This is a genomic window from Thalassotalea ponticola (genome assembly GCF_041379045.1).
Lineage (GTDB): Bacteria > Pseudomonadota > Gammaproteobacteria > Enterobacterales > Alteromonadaceae > Thalassotalea_A > Thalassotalea_A ponticola.
In genome coordinates, this window is record NZ_CP166871.1 from 2212377 (window position 1) to 2234905 (window position 22529).

Here is a 22529-nt window from a genome sequence, read left to right on the forward strand (position 1 = left end):
GTATGATGACTACCATATCTAGGTTGTCATACTAAAAACGATATATGTCAATGAATTACTTAAAGGTGCGAGAACTCAGTATGAAAAAACGTGTAGCCCTGTTAACTTTGTCGTCAGCGTTCACCTTGTTTGCTTGTGGTGGCTCAGGTGACAACAATGACGGTAGTCAAACTAACCCAGACTTAATTAACGACAATGGTATTGCAGGGTTCACATCATACAATCAGGGGCAGAATGCCGATTTGCTGTTGTATCTACCTAACGACTCCGTCAGTGATATTCAATGGCAGCAAACTGGTGGCCCCAGCGTTACCTTACTCAGTGACAACACCAAGGCCATATCATTTCACGCGACCCAGACAGGCAGTTACAGTTTTGATGTAAGCTATCAAGTTGATGGCCAATTGCTATCAGAGCAAGCCCAGTTTGAGGTCATCGCTAGCGATGCAAAAATACGATTATCCAGGGGACATGCGGTTGTGGAAACCGGCAATGTCTCATTGCGTGCGTTTGTCGATGACAATATCGACCCACAGACACTAGTTTGGCAACAGCTATCAGGTCCGCGCGTTGTGTTTGACAGTAACAACACCGACACTCGGTTAGCCCTGTTTAGTGCACCATCGGTGAGCGAAGACAACATCGTTGAAATTCAAGTGAATGGGCAAACCTTTGACGGCGAAACTCACTCGGATAGCGTTCGTATCTTAATCGAAGATCGTCCTCGCATTCCAAGCGACGCCTATTTTGATGACAAACAACTTGCCAACGTGTACGTATACAACCAAAACTCGCCTTATAAAGACGTATTGGTCAATTGCGCCTACTCAAACCAACTTACCGATTCATGTCGACTCGGCGATCTGCCGCTACTGGCTCAAGATGCCAATGGCAATACGCCAACGATAGAACAAATAATGGATCGCGTTATCGTTTCTCACGACTGGATGGCAGAAAATTTCCGCCAGTTTTTACAAGCTCACGACGAGTATGATGATTTTAAAAATTTGTTGCGCGCAACCACCGCTATCGTCTTATCATCGGACATCAGACCTTCGTTTTACTGGGCAGCGACGGGTGCCATCTACTTAGATCCCGACAATCTCTGGTTAACCGCAGCCGAGCGGGAAACCATCAATGAGGCCGCAGACTTTCGCAGTGACTTTGGCGACGATTTACAATTTGTCATCCCATGGCGCTATGTGCGCAACAACGACTACGTATCCTTTTTATTTCCGATTGAAGATCAGTTAAACCGCAGTTTAAATGATTTAAAATACGAATTGTCGCAATTGCTCTACCACGAACTAGCACACGCCAACGACTTCTTACCAAGTGACGAGTGGACAGCGTATTCCGCTGACACCTCATTGTTAGAGGCGGCTGTCGCCAAAAGCCAAATATCAACGAACTTAACCCGTCTCTATCCACTACAAAGTGACGAAATGCGAGGTCTGGCCGAAGTGCGCTTTGTCACCGGCGAGCCAAACGCCTTGCAACGCAGTTATCTGCCTGATGACGTTGTCGAGTTTTATCGCCCAGATAAGGCCAACGGTTTTTACAATTACACCACAGAGCGCGAAGATTTAGCCATTTTATTTGAAGAAGCCATGATGTCGTTGCGCTTTAACGTGCAACGCGATACCGCAGTCACCAGTGTTGCGGTGTTTGATAGCGATGACCAGCTGATCGAGCAAGACAGCTATATTGTTGCATGGGGACAGCGCGGTCGAGTCAGTGAAGAGCAAATCATTGATCGCGCGAAATATGTAACATCAAGGATTTTAGCGGAAGTAAATAGCGATCAACTCGATAGCTTGCCAAGTGCGGTGCCGATGATCCCTGGCAAAAACTGGTGGGATAATTTACAACTTGATCCTGGTATCGTATCTCAGTCACAACAAATTGCACCGGCCATGAACGGCCACATAAAGAAACTAAAACCCAAGCAAGGCAATAATCGACACGGTCACTTAAAACCCTTGCCAAATAGGTAACTGCTCTGTTTTTAGCTGATCGGTGCCTCAATGCGCGATTGTGGGTTTGGCCACTCGTGTATTGAGGTACAAGGCGCAACAGTAGATATTACCGTCGCTAATCACACCTTGCTAATCGTATAATCACTCGGACTTAACGAACCATGAAAATCAAACTCATCGTCCCTCTTCTTCTATTGCTCGGTTTAATGTGGTCTTTGACCGCGACAAATAGTCCGCAGTTACCAAAACTCTCATCCAATGCAAAAATTTTAGCGTTTGGCGACAGTTTAACCGCGGGCTATGGCGTTTCTAAACAGCACAGTTACCCCAACGTGCTATCTCAGCTGACAGGGTTGGACGTCATCAACGCCGGTGTATCGGGCGAAGTAACCGAGCAAGGATTGAGTCGACTGCCGCAAATATTATCGCAACACCAGGTGGAACTTATGATTTTGCTGCAAGGCGGTAATGACATTTTACGCAGTCATAACTTGGCCCAGACCAAACATCACCTCGCCGAGATGATCGACATCGCCAAGCAACGTCAGGTAGAAGTTATTTTGATTGGCGTCCCAGAAAAAAAGCTGTTTTCAAACTCAGCCCCACTATATCAAGAATTAGCCGAGCAATACGATTTGGTTTTTGACGGGGACATTATACGTCAACTACTCACCGATCAGTCGATGAAATCAGATTCAGTCCACTTTAATCAACTGGGCTACCGACGCTTAGCTATGCGGATACAACGACTATTGCAAGAGCATGGCGCAATCTAGCAGGTTACACCATAAATCCATAGCTGTATTTAATTTACACAGGATTGGCTGTTCTCCTGTGCGCGGGATGTTTTTGTTGGCGGCGGGCAACTGACGTTAATTGAGCTGTTACACGGTCAACTAACGCCGTTGCGATCAGTCACGGCTTGCGATAGGTCGCCGCTGAGTTAAAACAAGACTTCTTTGATAAAGGGTATGGTTATTTTGCGTTGAGCGCGAATAGACGCCTTATCTAACAGATCAAGACTCTCGAGCAATGATTTCATATCACGAGATAAGCGATTCAACAAAAACTTGACCGTCTCATCCTGCATGTCTATCCCTCGACTGCGCGCTCGCTGCTGAATTGCTTGGATTTTTTGCTCATCGGGCAAAGGCTTTACTTGCTCGGTGTAACCCCAACCAATGCGAGACACTAAATCAGGAAGCGTTATTGACAAGCTATTAGCGGCATTATTACCCGCTAAAATGATCTTCTTGTTATTTTCGATAACGCGGTTGTACAGGTCAAAAATGCCTTGCTGCCAAGCCTCATTAGCCGCTATTAGATGTAAGTCGTCTAAGCAAATCACGTCGACCTGTTCAAGACCGGTTAAGACTTCTACCGATAAATGGCTGATTTCGCTGAGCGATATACACAAACTCGACTTGCCTAGCCTGGACGCGTACGAAGAGCTGGCGTGCAACAAATGCGACTTACCCACACTTTGCTGGCCAAATAAATAGAAGCCGTGATTGCTTATATCATCAGTTTCGATAAAAGCCTTGAGTTGACTGACAATGGCACCGTTATCCGGTGAGTAAAAACTGTCAAAGGTTTCATCGTCAGGTAAGTGAACCGCCAATGGCAGTTGTTCTGTTTTGGTCATTAACCTTTCCAGTAAAAGCTGACGGGTTGATTGCCCTGTTTGTCAAAATAGAGAGTGTCGTTGTTAACCATGAGGTTTTGCTCGAGACGCAATGCTTGCATGATTGCATCAACATTGGCGTAGGTACTAATCCGAAATACGCGTTTATTACCTAGAGCATGAGTTAGTGTTACGTCGTTAACTAAGCTTAATTGACTAAAAAAGTTACTCACCGAAACAAAATCTTTCATCGATGTCACGTTGACAATTTCTATATCGACATAGGTTAAGCTATTGTCATTTAATACCACAGAGTAGTGATCGTGTAACGCTTGAGCAACGTCAAACACAAGGCTCTCTAGTAAGCTGACCTTATCGCTCTGTTGATCGCCATCACGCAAATTGAGATCGCCGTTCCACAACTGCCAGTCTCCCGCAAACGCAGTGTTGTTACAGTCATCAAGTGGGGCACAATATTGCGTGTTTTGAATTTCTGCATTAACCAGGGTCGAATCCGATACCCTTAACACTAGCACAGCATCGGCCGAATAACGTTGTGACGCTTTAACTATGGTGTCTTTAAACCGCCCCCAAATATCGCTGTTTGAGGTGATCATAGCATCGGTTAAGTCCATTAATGGAAACCGTACTGCCAAGCCTCGTTGATTAAACCAATGCTGCAGCTGCTGTTTAACTTGTTGATTTGAATCGTCAATGACTGTGCGACTTGAGCCCTGCTCATCAATCATCCACACCGCGATTAGCGGGCGGTGTTTTCCCCACACCGGGGCATTGACCTGGCGCAATAAACCGTCAATTTTATCGACCTCGAATTCGGCCTGCAAAACAGGTTGTTCACCGATGCTATTGAAGCGGTACTCACTCAAAAATTTTGAGGGTTTACTGAGAGCCTGCTTGAGCTCGTCATTGTTGCGCACAAAATCGCGCCCAGCTAGCTTCACCAGTACCTGTTCCAATGCTTGTCGATAGGCTTTATCACGTCCGCCCTGCTCTTGTGAATAATTCACTTTAGCCTGATAAAGATCGTCAATTTCAATCGCTTGGCTTGCAAACGATGACATAAACGAGGCAAAGGTGATACCCCAAGTTAACGGTTTAAGTATATTTGTTAATTTCATAACGCGAATATTATCATAAAGATTAGCCATTTAGGCTAGAAAAAAAATATTTTCTGAGAAACATTTTATATCGCTCTAAGCACTGGTAGAATACGCGCCGTGAAAAGTTCGACAAAAATTTAGGTTACACATTCTGTAAACCTAGACAGCAAAACATTTTAAGGGTTCATCGTGAGCGAGCAAAAACAATCATTAAGCTACAAAGATGCCGGTGTTGATATTGATGCGGGCAATGCATTAGTTGAAAACATCAAAGGCGCAGTTAAAAAAACCACTCGTCCAGAGGTTATGGGCGGTTTAGGTGGCTTTGGTGCCGTGTGCCAAATTCCTGCAGGCTACAAAGAGCCGGTATTAATTTCAGGCACCGATGGTGTTGGCACAAAATTGCGCTTGGCAATTGATCTGAAGAAACACGACACTGTCGGTATCGATTTAGTAGCGATGTGCGTTAACGACTTACTCGTACTTGGTGCTGAGCCACTGTACTTCCTAGACTACTACGCAACTGGCAAGCTTGATGTAGACGTTGCTTCTGATGTCGTTAAAGGTATCGCTGAAGGTTGTATTCAGTCTGGTTGTGCCTTAGTTGGCGGTGAAACCGCAGAAATGCCTGGCATGTACCATCAAGGCGACTACGATATCGCTGGTTTCTGTACCGGTGTTGCTGAAAAGTCAGCGTTAATAACTGGTGATGATGTGCAAGCTGGCGATCAACTAATCGCGCTTGCGTCGTCAGGTCCTCACTCGAATGGTTTTTCTTTAATCCGCAAAGTTCTAGAAGTGAACAACACCGATACTAGCGAGATGTTAGGTGACAAGAGTATCGCCGAGCATTTATTAGAACCAACTCGCATTTACGTGAAACCTGTGTTAGCTATGCTTAAAGAGGTTAAAGCTAATGCATTGTCGCATATCACTGGTGGTGGCTTCTGGGAAAATATTCCACGCGTATTACCGCAGGGAACAAAAGCGGTGATTGATGGCAATAGCTGGCAATGGCCTGCCATTTTCAATTGGCTACAAGAGCAAGGTAATATTACTACCCATGAAATGTATCGCACCTTTAACTGTGGTGTCGGTATGATCATTGCTGTGCCAGCTGAGCAAAAAGACAAGGCCTTAGAAATCTTAGCCGCACATGGTGAGCAAGCTTGGCATATTGGTCAAATTAACACTGCTAACGATGGCGATGAGCAGGTGGAAATTAACTAATGAGCTCGGAAAACAAAAATATTGTTGTTCTGATTTCTGGCAGTGGAAGTAACTTACAAGCCATTATTGACGCCTGTGCTGACGGCAAAATAGCGGGTTCTATCACTGGTGTAGTGTCGAACAAAGCCGATGTTTTTGGATTAGAGCGCGCAGCAAAAGCCGGCATAGCTAATCTGGTGTTATCACATAAAGAATTTGAGAGTCGCGAACAGTACGACCATGCATTGATCAATAAAATCGATGCTTGGCAACCTGATTTGGTTGTTCTTGCTGGCTTTATGCGCATCTTGACTCCAGAGTTTGTTCAGCATTACAAAGGTCGGTTGTTAAATATCCACCCGTCTTTATTACCCAAATATCAAGGCTTAAACACCCATCAACGAGCACTTGACGCTGGCGACAAAGAACATGGTGTCAGCGTTCACTTTGTCACCGAAGAACTTGACGGTGGCCCCGTTATTTTACAAGCTAAGGTGCCTATTTTTGCCGGTGATAGCGTCGCTGATCTGCAAGCGCGAGTACACGAACAAGAACACCGAATTTACCCACTTGTGGTCGATTGGTTTTGCTCTGGTCGATTATCTGTAGGCGATGCTGGTGTGACTCTTGACGGTAATGTGTTACCTGAAAACGGTTATGCTAACGACTAGGTCCGCCACCGAGCGACAATAAAACCATTGACATGGAACTAAGTTCTGCCTGTATACTCCAAAGGACTATTATCAATAGTTTAGTTAAAGGGTGTATATGGGCAGTAAACTTCTATCTCTCATACTGATTGCGTTGAGCAGTGTTGTACCATCAGCAACTGCTGAGCCTGCAGTTAACACTGATAAAGTCTCGCAACTGCCAAATTTTACCGCCCAGTACCACATTTATCACGACGATAACACGGTCGGTAAAGCCACTCGTACACTAAAAAACCTCGCCGATAACACGGTTGAATTCAGTTACCAAACCGACATCGAATGGCTGATCTTCTCAGATCATCGCCGTGAGGTAACCACCAATAAAATTATCGATGGCCAAGTTATTCCAATCACCTATCACTCGACTCGCAAAGGCACAGGCAAAGACAAGCGATATTCGTGGTCGTTTAATCGACAAAAGTCACAAGTGACTGACTTAAAAAAACAAAAAACCATCGATATCGACTGGCCACAAGGCTTGCAAAGTAAGCTCAGTTACCACCTTCAATCGCGCTTAAATTTACTAAACGGGATTAAACACTTCGATTTCGCCACCTTGACCACATCGGGCAATGTTAAAAACTACACCTATGAATACATGGGTGAGGAACAAATTAGCGTGCCTTATGGCGAGGTTAAGGCGATAAAATTAAAGCGCGAAAAAAGCAACAAACAAACCACGTATGTTTGGTTCGCGCCAGAGCTCGGCAACCTAATGGTTAAGTTGCACCAAATAGACGGCAGTTTGAAAGAATTTGAAGTGAAACTGGTCAGTGTTAAAACCGAGAATGCGACAACAGAAAAAACACCTCTCGGTGAGTAAACACTCACATTTGACAACAAGACCTTATGCGTATGCCACTTCGCTGCCCTGCACAGCTTACTCTAGTTACCACTAACTTAGCGTCTTGACCGTCAAATGTGTTGGCCGTCAGTTGACTTTATCAGCCTCAGCAGGCAAGGTTGATGGCTTGAGGTCAGATTGTATATGCGACTTCACCTTAGGGGCTTGTAGCTGTCCACTTGCTATCAGTTGCCCGCCAATAAAGGCGCACCATTGACCGCTCTGCATTTTTGTCCAGCGCTCGTCAATAGTTAGTGGTGCTGTCGCTATTACAGTGACAATATCACGCTCGGTCGTTTCTTGGGTAAAATCAATGGTGACATCGGCGTCTTTCAAACGAGCGGGGCCAAACGGTGCGCGACGGGTCAAGTAGTGTAAATTGTTGTAACAATAAGCAAACACAAACTCGCCATCGGATAAAATCATATTGAACACCCCAAATTGGTTAATCGCGACACACAGTTGTGCAAGGTAAGCAAAAAGCGTCTCATTGTCGGGTTTGCGGTGACCAAATTTTTCTCGCAACTGCTCTATCAGCCAAACAAAGGCCTGTTCGCTATCGGTGCTACCAATAGCTGTTAACGATGTTGTTTGCAGTGCTATGTGATAGCCATCAAGTTGACCATTGTGAGCATAAGTCAAATTTCGCCCCCACAGTTCTCGCGTAAATGGGTGAGTGTTTTCTAAATTGACGCCACCGCTGTTAGCCTGGCGAATGTGCGATATAACTGCCTCACTTTTGATCGCATAACGACTGACCAATTGGGCTATTTCAGAGCGATAACAGGGCTGAGGATCTTTAAAGGTACGACAACCTTTACCCTCGTAAAAGGTGATGCCCCAACCATCTTTATGGGGACCGGTTTTTCCGCCGCGTTGGATCAACCCCGCAAAACTAAAGCAGATATCTGTTGGCACATTCGCGCTCATCGCCAACAATTCACACATGGTATTTTCTCCTCTATTGATCTGGTGTTACCAACACTGATTTTCTCGTATCAAATCATCGCTAACTCAGCGTGCGCTTACATTCGGCTAGGGTTTTGCCCGCCAATGAGTGGATGAGGTTGAGGTTAAATAAAAAGCTCACCGTTATTGCTCGTTAAGCTGAGCGCTATAGGCAAATTTAAACTACCCGTTTTTGGCGAAATTGGCACCATAAATTCGTAATAAATTGAGACTAAATTATACTTTATACGTATATATAAATAACTTTTGCGGCTTAAAAATGTGCTTTATTGGCAACGTCAGCTGTAACGCGGTTGCCCAGACTCGCTGTCTACTCTCGCCATTTCTTGCCAACACTTTCTTGTATAAGGAAAAATTGTTATCCAAGTTTGCAAATAAAACATTTGAAAATGTTTTCAATTGTATTTATGCTTAGCTTAAGTGGTAAGACCTCTTACCATAATAAAGAATACAACAGGAGTTAACGTGGAATTTTTAATTGGCTTACTCGTTTTTATCGCGGTCACGAGTTACCTAGCGTATGCTCGGGCCTCTTTAGGGTTATTTACCGCTGCCTATACTGTGTTAATGATTGTTGGCACCGCATTCTCGAAGGTTGGCTTTTTCAGTTGGCTAGTATTCATTGCCATTGCCGCTGTATTAAACGTCACCAGTTTGCGCCGTCAATTAATCAGTAACAAACTACTCGAAATGTTCAAAAAGGTGATGCCAGAAATGTCATCTACCGAAAAAGAAGCACTCAATGCGGGTACGACGTGGTACGAAGCCGAGTTGTTTAAAGGCGAGCCTAACTGGGACAAATTACACACCTTCCCACAACCGCGCTTATCGCAAGAAGAGCAAGCGTTTTTAGACGGCCCAGTAGAAGAAGTTTGCCGTATGGTCGACGACTGGGAAGTGACTCATGAGCTAGCCGATTTACCGCCGCATATTTGGCAGTATCTAAAAGATCACAAGTTTTTTGCGATGATCATTAAGAAGCAATACGGTGGACTCGAGTTCAGTGCTTACGCTCAATCGCGCGTACTGCAAAAGTTAAGCGGCGTTTCAATTGTATTGGCAAGTACCGTAGGTGTGCCTAACTCATTAGGCCCGGGCGAGTTATTGCAGCACTACGGAACGAAAGAGCAGCAAGATTATTACCTACCGCGTTTGGCGACTGGTGAGGAGATCCCCTGTTTTGCCTTAACCAGTCCGGAAGCGGGTTCAGACGCTGGTGCCATTCCTGATTACGGCATCGTTTGTAAAGGTACATTCAATGGTGAAGAAGTGCTCGGTATGCGTTTGACTTGGAATAAGCGCTACATTACTTTGGCACCTGTTGCGACAATTTTAGGCTTGGCCTTTAAGTTGCGTGATCCTGACAACTTATTGGGTGATGAAGAAGACCTTGGCATTACCTGTGCCTTGATCCCAACCGACATAGATGGCGTGATCACTGGTCGTCGTCACTTCCCGTTGAACATTCCATTCCAAAATGGTCCAACCCAAGGCAATGACGTGTTCGTGCCGCTCGATTTCATTATTGGCGGTGCAAAAATGGCCGGCCAAGGCTGGCGCATGCTGGTTGAATGTTTGTCGGTTGGTCGAGCAATCACATTACCGTCTAACGCTGCTGGTGGGGTTAAGCAAGCCGCAATGGCCTCAGGTGCATACAGCCACATTCGCCGTCAGTTCAAACTGCCGATTGGCAAGATGGAAGGTATCGAAGAGGCGTTGGCGCGCATCGGCGGCAATGCCTATCTTATGGACGCAGTCACCACAATGTCGACAGGCGCTGTCGATTTAGGTGAGAAACCGTCGGTTATTTCGGCCATTTGTAAATATCACCTAACCGAAAAAATGCGTGACTGTATTAGTGATGCAATGGACATTCACGGCGGTAAAGGCGTGTGTATGGGACCTAGCAACTACTTAGCCCGTGGGTATCAAGGTGCGCCAATTGCCATTACCGTAGAAGGTGCCAACATCCTAACTCGCAATATGATCATTTACGGTCAAGGTGCGATTCGCTGTCATCCTTACGTATTGGCAGAAATGGAAGCGGCAAACAACAGAGATATGGTACAAGGTCAGCAAGACTTTGACCAAGCGCTATTTGGTCACATCGGCTTTACTTTATCTAACTTAGTGCGCTCTAAATTGTTCGGCTTTTTTGGCACGCGCTTCGTCAAAGCACCATTTAAAGATGAAACGCGTCATTACTATCGTCAAATGACCAAGTTCAGCGCTAATTTAGCTCTTCTGTCGGACCTATCAATGGCCCTGTTAGGCGGTGACTTAAAACGTCGCGAACGCATCTCAGCCAGATTAGGCGATGTGCTAAGCTACCTTTATCTCGCCTCGGCAACGTTGAAGCGCTTCCACGATGAAGGTCGTCAAGTTGAAGACAAGCCATTGATGATGTGGGCTGTTGAAGATAGCCTGTACAAGTGCGAACAAGCGTTGAAGGATATCTGTGAGAACTTCCCAGTACCATTTGTCGGTAAAGCGTTCAAACTGATGGTGATGCCTTTTGGCCCGTCATTGACCAAACCATCAGACAAGCTTGACCACAAGGTAGCGCGTATTTTACAGGTGCCAAGTGAGACCCGTAACCGCATTGGCCAAGGACAATACCTCGACAAGACCGATGGTAATGTATTTGGTCAACTTGAAGTGACGCTTGAAAATATTATTCAGGTCGAAGCTATTGTTGATAAAATCAACGCGGCAACATCGCAACGCCATCGCATTATCAACCTTGACCAGCTAGCCCAAATGGCTCTAGAGAAAGGCATTATTAGCGAGCAAGAAAGCGAGCTAATGATCTTAACTGAAGCACAGCGCAAAGCGGTTATTAATGTTGATGACTTTGATCCGTTTGAGTTGGTTGCTAATAAAGAAAAGCATTTAGCAAATAATAGTGCTGATAAAGACGAGCAAGCAGCTTAAAAAACACATTATCCCGTATTTTGCCTAGGTAAAATACAGTATAATTACCAAGGCCGAATCAATTGATTCGGCCTTTTTGTCAGCTAATGCGCAACAGCTTGCGTGCTAGTCGCTCCCTCGCCAGATAACTTACCTACACATGACAGCGGCTTTTAGCTAAAACCTTTATTGATGTTGTAGAGTGGAGATATTTAATCGCGAGCAAGTCGCAATCAAAGCGGACAACGCAAGGCGCGTTAACTAATAGGCGTTTTCGACAAAATCTTTGAATAACTGCTGGTGTTTAATGGACTGCTGCTTAAACATATTTGGCATAAGAAGAGACAACACTCGAACAAAGCCAGTGCACTTAAACTCGTTGGTACACACCCATCGAGTCCGTCCCTGTCCAAGATCGATAAATGAGTTTTCAACTAAATTCCACACATTAGCGGTTTCGTACACGGCGTTAAACGTTTGTGGCAGCGATTTTTTAGTGATCACTTCAGTCATCACGATCTCTCGCTTTCCCATTTGATAAACCAAACGCGCTTCACTGCCCACTTTGCCAGGCGCACCACTGATTGTATCTACACTGATCAAATCTGGTTGCCAATGACGCATATTCTCACTGTTATCGAATAAATCGATAACCCGTTCAATATTGGCATCAATGTCAATTGTCACCGTGTATTTCATGTGGGCTCCGTAAATTGAATGCCTTCACTATAAGATAGAACCCGGTAAATACAAGTTTTACAAATTGATCGTTTGCCGGTAATTTGACCACATTTACCCGCAAAGTTGCGATATTTATCAGCCTACTTTCTCACGTAAACTGGCAATAAGTACATGTTTTCATAAACTTATCATATCCATTTAATAATCTCCCCCAGTCATTAACGCCAGTTATGACCCTTAAGGATAACAAAAATGAATACGCTAGAAACCGTTGGCGATAACCTGACCGCTTTTTTTAACGTCGTTGCACAAAATTCATTACTACATACAGCCCTGGCACTGCTGCTGGCATGGATCGTCGCTTGGATTTTAGACCGAATTGTTATTGCTTGGTTGCGTATCGTCATTGCCAAAACCAACCTTGGCTTAGACGAATCACTCATAAATTTACTGCGTAAACCCCTGTTTTATACCATTTTTGTACTCGCCTTTATTTTTGCTAATACCTTAGTACCCATATCAAGGTTTATATCGACCATAGTGATCCCGATTTTTATTAGCCTGTTACTGATACTTTGGACGGCATTCTTACTTAAAGTAACCAAAATTTTATTGCAGAGAATGGCCAATAACGAGAATCATTTTCCAATGTTAACTCCACAAACACTACCGGTGTTTCACAATTTGGCAATGATTGTCATATGGGTATTGTCGATCTATTACATTTTATCGAGCTGGGACATCGACATGTCGGCACTACTAGCGTCAGCTGGTATTGTCGGTATTGCCGTAGGCTTTGCCGCTCGCGATACCCTAGCCAATTTATTTTCAGGGGTATTTATCATGGCGGATGCGCCCTACAAAATAGGTGATTGCGTCGTTTTAGAATCTGGGGAACGAGGAGAAGTGACCAACATAGGCCTGCGTAGCACACGCATACTTACCCGAGATAATATCGAAATTACGGTACCAAACTCGGTTATTGGCAATACAAAAGTGATCAATGAATCGGGTGGCCCGAATACGACTTATCGTATCCGCTGCAAGGTTGGGGTTGCCTATGGCAGTGATATTGACCAAGTACGACAGACCTTACAATCGATAGCCGATGAAGACAACGATATATGTGATTTTCCAAAGCCAGTGGTAAGATTTCGAAACTTTGGTGACTCAGGTCTTGAGTTTGAATTAATGGGCTGGATACGAGAGCCACAATTTCGCGGACGTATCACCGACCAAGTATTGACTACCATTTATAAACGCTTTGCTGATTGCCGTATCGAAATCCCCTACTCTAAACACGACATTTATATTAAACAGCACTCAATGAGTCGTGATGATGATCTACCATCAACAGCTATGTTGCATTTAAACCAGCAACCAAGAGAGTGAAGTTAAATTGGCGAATGAAGGGGTTTATCAGGCGACAGATACAAAAAAATCGCCTTGAGGCGATTTATGACGATACAGCTGAAGATACGTGGCGGAGTGGACGGGACTCGAACCCGCGACCCCCGGCGTGACAGGCCGGTATTCTAACCAACTGAACTACCACTCCGCATAGGAATCTTGCAAACTTATATCGTGGCGGAGTGGACGGGACTCGAACCCGCGACCCCCGGCGTGACAGGCCGGTATTCTAACCAACTGAACTACCACTCCGCATAGGATATAATGCAAACTTTTGAAAATCGTTGGCGGAGTGGACGGGACTCGAACCCGCGACCCCCGGCGTGACAGGCCGGTATTCTAACCAACTGAACTACCACTCCGCATAGGATTTTCATGTTTATATCGTTGGCGGAGTGGACGGGACTCGAACCCGCGACCCCCGGCGTGACAGGCCGGTATTCTAACCAACTGAACTACCACTCCACTTAGGATATAAACGACAACAACACATCAAACAAGATTGGCGGAGTGGACGGGACTCGAACCCGCGACCCCCGGCGTGACAGGCCGGTATTCTAACCAACTGAACTACCACTCCGCTAAGGCTTAATTCAACACGTTGTCGTTGAATGCGGGGCGAATAATAAGGGTACTGTTGTCATGAGTCAACAACTTTTTTAAGAAAAATGTTCAAGCGAACATTTGTTAATCAATCCGTTGCTTTTGCCAACACAAACCCGTTGCATTGCACATTTATTATTCACCTGAAAAATGATTTAGGCGTCAAGTGTCGCCTCTTGTCTCCAGATAGTTTTTCCTGCTTTGCTCTCAATTGCGCTCAACCGCTGATCATGTGCCTCTAATTCTTGTTCAGACGCACTGACAACGCGAAGTGGCGGTCGATTAGCGCTCAAACGACGGATACCATCTGCCTGCGTACCTTCTTGTTCTTGATGAAGTGACAACGTATTTTGATAGCGCGTCATTTCAATGTAAACGTAGGCTAGCAACTGAGCATCGATTAAAGCGCCGTGATAGGTACGGTCGACAAGCTTTTCAACACCGTAGTGTTTGGCGAGAAAATCGAGCGTCTTTGGTGAGCCAAATTCGTCACGTGACGTTTTTAATGTATCGGTTACCGTGCAAATATCGCTGGTCATCGGCAAACCGCGACGCGTCATAGCAAATTCATGATCCATAAAACCAACGTCAAATCGAGCGTTGTGAATGACCAGTTCGCCACCTTTAATAAAATCAATAAACTCGTCAACCACTTGATTAAACAGCGGCTTGTCCGCTAAAAACTCGTTGGTTAGACCGTGAACATTAATAACCTCTTGTTCCATGTGCATTTGCGGATTAATGTAGGCGTGGTACGTTCGACCGGTGAACTTGCGGTTTACCAACTCGACACAACCAATTTCTACGATGCGATGCCCTTGCTTTGGATCGATACCGGTGGTTTCGGTATCGAGGACAATGAGTCGTTCTTCTTGCTGCTGCATAATACCTGCTAACTCAATAAATATTTAACCGTGCTATATCCTTGTCATATTACCTGATAAACTGCCTTTAAAAAACATTCAGTGATAAACAAAATGACAAAACACGTGCAAATATACACCGATGGTTCTTGCTTAGGTAATCCAGGTCCGGGTGGCTATGGGGCGATACTGATATACAAAGACATTCGCAAAGAATTGAGTCAAGGCTATCGCTTAACCACCAATAATAGAATGGAAATGTTGGCCTGTGTCGCCGCCTTAAAAGCGCTCACGCAGCCGTGTCGCGTCACCCTAACCACCGACAGCCAATACGTGCGCCAAGGTATTACCAGCTGGATTCACAACTGGGTAAAAAACAATTGGCGCACGGCCAGTAAACAGCCGGTCAAAAACGTTGACCTGTGGCAGCAACTATACGAACAAACCAACAAACACGACGTGCAATGGCACTGGGTGAAAGGCCACAGTGGTCACCCTGAAAACGAACGTTGTGACGAGTTAGCTCGTAACGCCGCCGAACAAAGTAACTTGTTAGAAGATAGCGGATACAAGCCAAGCTAGTAGCGGTTTATCAGTAAATAGTACGCGGCACTAATCAGGTGTGCGGTACTCGTTTTTACGGGTCACATCAAGTTTGTCAAATAACACCTTTGACTTCTATGCCAGAGTTTTTTTTTAAGCTTAATGGGCAGGGCTTGTCTAGACAGATGTTTGTCAGGTAAATGACTGCAGATTGATACTGATATCAGCAGCGACTCAGTCTCGCTTGATGCTTAATGGTTTAAAAGTTTTTCAAGATAGTAAAAGAGGGTCTTAATAGACTAATGCCGATCAGTTAAGAAAATGATCGGTTGACCGATCTAAACGATCATGCAAAATCCGTAATCAGTTTTCTGATTACGGATTTTTTTATGCAACTTTCTACCGCTCTCGACTCAATTAACCACTTTAGGCCTAGCCAAGTCGAAACATTAGCTGATTTATTACCACTTGAGTTGATTGAAGAAGCATATGAACTGACAGAAACGGTCACCTTAAGAAAACGTAAGCTCACTCTAGAGTCTATGGCGTGGTTATTGATTGGAATGGCTATATACAACGATAAATCGATGGCTGACGTTGTAAACATGCTAGATATAGTAGATAGAGATGGAAAACCTTTTGTTGCTCCTAGCGCTTTGACTCAGCGTCGCAAGAATCTTGGCGAAGCAGCTATGAAAGCTTTATTTGACTGTACACAAAAACGTTGGAACAAAGAAGCTAAGCACCCTCATTGGAATGGATTAACCTTGCTTGGAGTCGATGGTGTTGTATGGCGGACAGACGACTCAAAAGAAAACAACAGCGCATATACGAAACCGACTAACACACAATACCCTCAAGTGAGAATGGTGTGCCAAATGGAATTAAGTAGCCACTTAATTACAGGAAGCGCGTTTGATGATTATACCGTGAATGAGATGGTATTAGCCGAGAAGCTAATAGAATCGACACCCGATAACAGTCTGACATTATTTGATAGAGGGTTTTATTCTCTTGGGCTATTGCATAAATGGCAATCTACAGGAAATGAAAGACACTGGCTAATACCACTGAAGAAGAACCTTCAATATGACGTTATCAGAAGCCTTGGTCGTAATGACAAACTGGTTCGACTGACCTCAAATCCCAGAGCGAGGAAGCTGTGGCCAGAGCTTCCGAACGATATTGAAGTAAGGTTGATTACGCGAAAAATAAACGGCAAAAGTCAAAGTGTACTCACGTCAATGATTGACCCTATGCGATATCCTTCAGCCGATATCGGCGATTTATATAGCCATAGATGGGAGATTGAACTTGGATATCGAGAGCAAAAACAATATATGCTTGGCAATAGGTTAACGCTGAGAAGCAGGTTGCCAGAGCTTGTAAAGCAAGAACTCTGGGGAATACTTCTGACTTACAACCTAATTCGATATCAGATGGTAAAAATGTGTCAAACGCTCAAAGGGAATTACCTTCCATACCAGTTGAGCTTCAACGGAAGTTTGGCGCATGTAATGCGGCTACTCGTCGGATTACCGTACTCTTCACCAGGAGCGATTCCACGCCAGCTTAAGCACTTCTACTCCATGGCTGATAGCCTAATACTGGAGCCACGGCGGGGGAGAACATTTCCAAGAACCGTGAAACCAAGACCAACACGGTACCCTAAAAATAAAGATGCCGCTCACCTTAAGTGAACGGCATTAGTCTCAATAGACCCTCTTTTATTTAAAGGACAATCAAATCAATCCCCTTCAACAAAATATGTGTTGCTGAAAAGGCGATATTATTTTGCTTGTCGGCGCAGTAACGCACTAGCGACGATCAGTAGTAACCAGTACATAGTACCACCTGACTCTGTCTCTTTATTTTTTAGCTTATCTTTGTCCTTATCCTTTTCGTACTCACAGCTACCGTCATCTTCGTTAGCATTGCTATCGTAGTTTGATGCCTCGCTATCCGTACAGCCTTTTTCAATGCCATCGGAGATCACCGTCAACATAAATGTTGTCGAAGCAAAGTCACTGGCATGCTCTATATCGCGAACCGTAACCGTAACCATGGTTTCACCATGCGTATCAGCATCAGGGATAAGGTTGAACGTATCACCATCGATTTCTGCACTGATATTCTCACCGGTTACTTCGATAGTGTTTGGCACTTTGTTACCGTCGACATAGAAGACTTCGATACCATCAATGCGACCATTCTCGTCAACCGTCATGTCCGCGAATTCAGCAATTTTCAGGTTGCTGGAAACCGATACATTATGACTTAAAGCCACGCTGTCCTGACCTTCAAGGTCGTAGTCAAAGTTAATCGTTAAGTCTTTGCCTGTCGCTTCTGGCTGAACCGCAACTTTGAATGACACTTCGATTTCACTTTGCTCCGGACCTACGTAGTCGAAACATACCACCAAGTCATCTTGTAAAACTTGGTCGAGGTTATCAAAACCAAGCACTTTCCACAGATAATCATTTTTAGGACCCACATTAACGGAGAATGGAGAATCGAAACCTTCAATCATGACCACACCTTTGGCCAGATCGGCACCGAGATTATCGTATGCGTAGATGATCTCATGCATGCCTGGATGATCGTCAATACCGCTGCGCAGAATCATTTCAAAGTCGAATTCATCACCGGTATTGCTGTCGGTCACGTTATCAAACTCAAGGAATAATAAATCTCCCAGATCTGGACGTTCCACAGCGTATTGCGATGCAATGGTTAAACCGCGAGGGTTGTCCGGATTGCGCAGGTAATCCATGGTAAAGCTACCGCGCCAGAAAGGTGCAAGTGACTCATACAGGAAGCCTGGACCACGATGCAGGCGCATCATCCAATACGCTTGGTTAAACTGCATGGCTCCTACCGCGTGCATACGCATAAAACCACCATTTTCCTGATTGTAAAGTTTGAAGCTCGCGTCGTGATTCCAGAACAGCCAGTCAATCGGTGCATCGACGTAATTTCTGTGATCGCCCACCATCCACTCGGCGTTTGGTTGCATGCGGTATTCACCATGCAGGTCGATATAACCACCGTCTGAATACTCATCAATCAGAGGTGTATGACACATCTCATCGGTGAGGTTAGTGGTCATGACATAGTCACGCATGACATCTCGAGTAGATAACTGCGTACCCGCTAACGTCAAGCCATTTTCATCAGCCTGAATAGCTGCTTTGATTTGCGGATTATTCGCTTTGACGGTTTCCGGTGCTAAGCGCATGCCTTCTGGTAGCGTAATGGCGAAGTTATAATTGCGATCATCTGATTCCAGGTTTGGCTTAACCTTCATGGTAACGTCGATAACGTCCATGGATTTTGCTCTATCCTGACTGACTTCCCAGCTCACTGCGTCACCAGTGTGAGTGAAATTCAATGCAGTAAAGCCGATAGTGCCTTCAGCACCTGCGGTATTGCCTAGGTCAAAACCACCATAGTACTTATCACCTTTCTTCGCACCCGGAATATCCCAACCGATAGTCAGCGGGTAATCACCATTTCCGTCATGCGATACTGGCGCCGTTATACTCAGCTGACCGTTGTCTGAATTGTTACCGATTAAGGCAACACCGGTATCGATGGTTGTGGACTCACCGGTTGAACCATTAATGGCCATGGTTGCTATCCAGTACGTACCTGGCGTTGGGTCAATCAGATTACAGTAATTGTTTTCTGCTTGTGAGCTCGATAAACAAACCACCTCGTCGCGGTACTCATCACGCATGTGAATACCTTCAGCAGCCTGTTCTTCGGTCGGAATAAAACTGCCATTAGCATTTTTGTCTATCCCTACGGCAATAAATGGATTAAAGCTCGCGTATCTTGGATTATCCTCCATAAATTGATTGCTATAATCGTGAGATTGCACTTCCACCATTAAGCGTTTGGTGCCTGCCGGCACTTCAATCGCTCTAATGTCCCAGCCTTTCTCAATATTGTTATTCGACAAGAATGGACTTACCGTGGTCAACTCTGCGCTATGAATTTCTGGCTTCACCAGACCATAGTATCTTGGCGTTAACTGGGAGTAATCATCGGTGTTAACGATAATGGTGTCCAAACCTTGCTCACGAGTGATATCGATATTGTGAGATACCGGTAACTGCGCCGCCACGTTGGCTGCAACAATAGGCATATGAACATCCGGCGCATTGCCATTATTTTCGCTTAACACAACTTTACCGTTAAAGAATGCGAAGTTGTTTAGCTCCACTTCCCAAGGCGCTCCTGGCTCACTCGGGTCGACTTTTTGCTCAATAATGCTAGGCAGTGATGCCTTAATGATAATGCTCTGGGTTTCGCCAGCTTTCAGTGTAAAGTTGGCAGGAGAAACGCTAATCTCTACGCCCTCTTCCTGACCGATACCGGTAACCGTCCAACTGCCATCTTTGGTGGCTTTTACGGTGCGCATCCAGGTACAAGTACCTTCACACTCCATTTCTACCATAGATGGAATGTTTAACCAGTTATCAAAGCCACCGTTACGTGGGTTAGCATTGATGTAGTTTTCAATCGTTTCATCCATGACAAGGCCTGTGTTGTTGGCGCGTTCTACATTAATAGAACCGGCACCGGCCATGAAGTTGTAATAAGGCTCGAGTAGTTGATAACCATTGTTTAACCACACATCACCAGCGGTCAGCATTAATGCCGATTGGATTTCCGCCGGTGTCCAGTCTGGGTGTAACTGGCTCAATAACGTCATTGCACCTGTTACATGTGGTGTTGCCATTGAGGTACCACTCATAAATGTCCAGTCGGACGCACGAGGATACATGGTAAATGGCTGGTCATCAGCGTTTGCCGCATAAATATCAACACCCGGTGCGACTAAGTCCGGAACAAGCGTGTTGTTGGTACGGCTTGGTCCCATGGAACTGAAAGTAGCCAGGTTATTGGCCTGGTTTTCATCCATGTAGTAATCGTTGGTTGCTACATTGATGGTTGCCCGAGCGGTACCCGACGTTGAGTTCTTGATCCAATTCTCAAGTTTATATTTATGGTTAGAAGCAACATTAATACCTGGAATTACAAAGTTGTCGGCAACAGTCGCCTGACCGTATTGAGTATTAATTAATACAATACCTCCAGCGCCCCCCGCGGCAACGTTTTTCGCTTTATCAACACGAGGGATATCGCCGCGTTCACAAACAACAATTTGATCTGACGTAAATGTGTCTGCCGGGAATGGCACGTTACACGAGTATGGCGAGTACGCATCGTTTTCGTCTGGGTCTGGGAAACTGGACGCTAATACAAATTCACCGGTAATTTCTTCGGTAAAGCCTTTACCTGTAATCGGCGAGCTTGGAATGCGCCATGCTGGTGCATCACCTTCAAAGCCTGAAATAGACGTTTTACCGGCATCGATAACCCGATCATGCTTAGTGGCGCCAACGGTCGTTACCCAAGGAGATGAGTGATCTGCAGACCAATAGTATGGGCCTGAATTACCTGCCGCAGCCGCTACGCTAATGCCCGCTTCACGAGCTGATAAAAATGCCAACTCCATTGGATCTTCCCAAGGAAAGTTTTCTGCACCACCGATTGAAAAGTTGATCGCATCGACACCATCGGCGATGGCATCTTCAAACGCTGATAGGATCGCAGATTCTGGACAACCAGCGTATGGATCGCCCGCGCCTCCTGGCCAACATACCTGATAGGAAATAATATGTGCGCGAGGCGCTACACCGGAAGTTTTTGGAAAGTTAAATGGTAAATCGACACCATCACTGGTTTCGGTACCGTCAACGGTTTGCAGCGGTACATTTTCTACCATATTACCGGCAGTGGTACTGGCGGTATGAGAGCCGTGACCATTGTAGTCTTCGCCGTTAGCTGGGCGAATCATCTTTGACTGCCACGAATACTGTTGGAATTCTGGTGCAGAATACACGTCGGTGATTTCCGAATAGGAGCGAACACCAATCAGTTTGTCATTACAAAGCGTTGGATCTTCAACACAGTCACCAACAAAAACGCCAGGGCCGAAGGGGTTTGAGTTGGTATACTCTTCATCACTGGCAAAAGCGACGTGGTCGGTATTGATACCGGTATCTATGATACCTACCACCATGCCCTCACCTTTGGCCCCCACACCATTAGGTGCTGATGTGTCAGTCCAAGCCGCATCGGCGCCAATAAACTCAGGACCGCGGTCGGTACGAAGCTCAAATATACGGTTTGGGGTGATGCGTTTTACGCCCGGCTGCTGAGCCATTAATAGCGCGTCCTGCTGGGTCATTTCCACCAGCATTGCGTTATTGGCAAGCGTGAAACGCTTTTCTACTTTTACAGTTGCGCCTTTACTTCGTACCTGGTTTACAAATTGCTTTTGTTGAGAGACCAGATAGTTTTGGTAATCAATCGCAGCCGCAGACTTAACATTCACGTGTCCACGAGCCATCAGAGATCTGTTTTTTGGGGCGGCAGTCGCCGCCAGTCCCGAAATGGAACCGTCGTAGGTGGCAAGAGGTTCATCGTCCAGTTGCACAATGTACTGACGCTTGCCTGTTACACCTTCCTCGGCTTGGAAAATTTGCTCTGGGCTGCGAGGGTTAATGATTTTGTTAGCAACACCCGGTTGACCAATAAATACATCACCACTTAAGAAATGCTGACGTTCTTTTTGTACCTGAGCGATATCTTCAGCGGTAAAAGTGGGTTCATAGAAACTCGTACCAGGGACTTTTTTGACCCCTGGCTCAGCCACTACCACGCCGGAGGAACCGACATACATAGCAGTGACAGTGGCTATTAAACTTTTTTTAAATAGCTGTTTATTATTTATCATAACTTCTTTTCTTAATTATTATTTTAAGTAAAAGGAAATTTCCTTCCATGTATTCGAACTTTCATTCGAATGAAACAAACTACCGCAACGATGAAAAATCAATCAATGACATTTGTGTAGCAATTTGTATAACAACTTATTAACAAAACTGACGAAGCTTCATGCGTAAAAGGTGAGGCAAGGTATCATCGACACGCAGCAGGTATTTCAGGCGATTTCAATAGCTGACTGCAGTTGGGTTTAGTCGCA

At 45.2% G+C, this 22529-nt stretch carries 15 protein-coding genes and 5 tRNA genes; 9 read left to right on the forward strand and 11 right to left on the reverse strand.

The genetic code is table 11. The features are described 5' to 3' along the window. Positions 1-80 precede the first annotated feature (80 nt). Together ACAY30_RS09550 and ACAY30_RS09555 are read left to right on the forward strand one after the other, a co-directional pair. Positions 81-1997: a hypothetical protein gene (locus tag ACAY30_RS09550; protein WP_290251879.1), complete on the forward strand. Its 1917-nt coding sequence runs from the start codon at positions 81-83 to the stop codon at positions 1995-1997. A 143-nt stretch (positions 1998-2140) separates the two neighbouring features. Next, complete coding sequence (locus tag ACAY30_RS09555) at positions 2141-2755, forward strand: GDSL-type esterase/lipase family protein (protein ID WP_290251878.1); 615 nt, start codon at positions 2141-2143, stop codon at positions 2753-2755. 167 nt (positions 2756-2922) lie between these two features. Here ACAY30_RS09555 and hda read toward each other — a convergent pair whose 3' ends face one another. Both hda and ACAY30_RS09565 read right to left on the reverse strand, forming a co-directional pair. Then, positions 2923-3624, reverse strand: a complete 702-nt coding sequence (gene hda, locus ACAY30_RS09560) for a DnaA regulatory inactivator Hda (RefSeq protein WP_290251877.1) — start codon at positions 3622-3624, stop codon at positions 2923-2925. After that, entirely contained in the window at positions 3624-4742 is a 1119-nt protein-coding gene (locus ACAY30_RS09565) for a DUF2066 domain-containing protein (protein WP_290251876.1), read from the reverse strand. The genes hda and ACAY30_RS09565 overlap by 1 nt, the downstream gene beginning before the upstream one ends. A 171-nt stretch (positions 4743-4913) precedes the next feature. Between ACAY30_RS09565 and purM the strand changes: the two genes are divergently transcribed. From purM to ACAY30_RS09580, 3 genes are all read left to right on the forward strand, one after another. Then, on the forward strand, positions 4914-5954 hold the full coding sequence (gene purM / locus ACAY30_RS09570) for a phosphoribosylformylglycinamidine cyclo-ligase (protein ID WP_290251875.1): 1041 nt from the start codon (positions 4914-4916) through the stop codon (positions 5952-5954). Next, the gene (gene purN, locus ACAY30_RS09575) at positions 5954-6604 is read left to right on the forward strand and encodes a phosphoribosylglycinamide formyltransferase (protein WP_290251874.1); all 651 of its coding nucleotides are present in this window, start codon (positions 5954-5956) and stop codon (positions 6602-6604) included. Before purM ends, purN begins: the two co-directional genes overlap by 1 nt. 97 nt (positions 6605-6701) lie before the next feature. Next, positions 6702-7466 carry a DUF3108 domain-containing protein gene (locus ACAY30_RS09580; RefSeq protein WP_290251873.1) on the forward strand — a complete coding sequence of 255 codons (765 nt, stop codon included), beginning with the start codon at positions 6702-6704 and terminating at the stop codon, positions 7464-7466. Positions 7467-7574: 108 nt separating this feature from the next. On the opposite strand, the gene ACAY30_RS09585 is transcribed toward ACAY30_RS09580, so the two are convergent. Then, complete coding sequence (locus ACAY30_RS09585; RefSeq protein WP_290251872.1) at positions 7575-8435, reverse strand: class II glutamine amidotransferase; 861 nt, start codon at positions 8433-8435, stop codon at positions 7575-7577. A 486-nt stretch (positions 8436-8921) separates the two neighbouring features. Between ACAY30_RS09585 and fadE the strand changes: the two genes are divergently transcribed. After that, positions 8922-11390, forward strand: coding sequence for an acyl-CoA dehydrogenase FadE (fadE, locus tag ACAY30_RS09590; protein WP_290251871.1), 2469 nt, complete (start codon positions 8922-8924; stop codon positions 11388-11390). A gap of 240 nt (positions 11391-11630) precedes the next feature. Here the strand turns inward: fadE and ACAY30_RS09595 are convergent, their stop codons facing one another. Then, positions 11631-12068 carry an SRPBCC family protein gene (locus ACAY30_RS09595; protein ID WP_290251870.1) on the reverse strand — a complete coding sequence of 146 codons (438 nt, stop codon included), beginning with the start codon at positions 12066-12068 and terminating at the stop codon, positions 11631-11633. Positions 12069-12302: 234 nt separating this feature from the next. Here ACAY30_RS09595 and ACAY30_RS09600 point away from each other — a divergent pair, with 234 nt between their 5' ends. Beyond that, positions 12303-13442, forward strand: a complete 1140-nt coding sequence (locus ACAY30_RS09600) for a mechanosensitive ion channel family protein (RefSeq protein WP_290251869.1) — start codon at positions 12303-12305, stop codon at positions 13440-13442. Between the two features lie 89 nt (positions 13443-13531). Here ACAY30_RS09600 and ACAY30_RS09605 read toward each other — a convergent pair. From ACAY30_RS09605 to dnaQ, 6 genes are all read right to left on the reverse strand, one after another. Next, a tRNA-Asp gene (locus tag ACAY30_RS09605) sits at positions 13532-13608 on the reverse strand. Positions 13609-13635: 27 nt separating this feature from the next. Beyond that, positions 13636-13712 (reverse strand) — tRNA-Asp (locus ACAY30_RS09610). 33 nt (positions 13713-13745) lie between these two features. Beyond that, positions 13746-13822, reverse strand: a tRNA-Asp gene (locus ACAY30_RS09615). A gap of 26 nt (positions 13823-13848) precedes the next feature. Further along, positions 13849-13925, reverse strand: a tRNA-Asp gene (locus ACAY30_RS09620). Positions 13926-13963: 38 nt separating this feature from the next. Further along, positions 13964-14040 (reverse strand) — tRNA-Asp (locus ACAY30_RS09625). Between the two features lie 178 nt (positions 14041-14218). Continuing rightward, positions 14219-14947: a DNA polymerase III subunit epsilon gene (gene dnaQ / locus ACAY30_RS09630; RefSeq protein ID WP_290251868.1), complete on the reverse strand. Its 729-nt coding sequence runs from the start codon at positions 14945-14947 to the stop codon at positions 14219-14221. Positions 14948-15040: 93 nt separating this feature from the next. On the opposite strand from dnaQ, the gene rnhA reads away from it, so the two are divergent. Together rnhA and ACAY30_RS09640 are read left to right on the forward strand one after the other, a co-directional pair. Continuing rightward, the gene (rnhA, locus tag ACAY30_RS09635; protein WP_290251867.1) at positions 15041-15508 is read left to right on the forward strand and encodes a ribonuclease HI; all 468 of its coding nucleotides are present in this window, start codon (positions 15041-15043) and stop codon (positions 15506-15508) included. 350 nt (positions 15509-15858) lie between these two features. Then, positions 15859-17169, forward strand: coding sequence for an IS4 family transposase (locus tag ACAY30_RS09640; protein WP_371189879.1), 1311 nt, complete (start codon positions 15859-15861; stop codon positions 17167-17169). Between the two features lie 89 nt (positions 17170-17258). On the opposite strand, the gene ACAY30_RS09645 is transcribed toward ACAY30_RS09640, so the two are convergent. Continuing rightward, on the reverse strand, positions 17259-22280 hold the full coding sequence (locus ACAY30_RS09645) for a S8 family serine peptidase (protein WP_290251742.1): 5022 nt from the start codon (positions 22278-22280) through the stop codon (positions 17259-17261). Positions 22281-22529 lie beyond the last annotated feature (249 nt).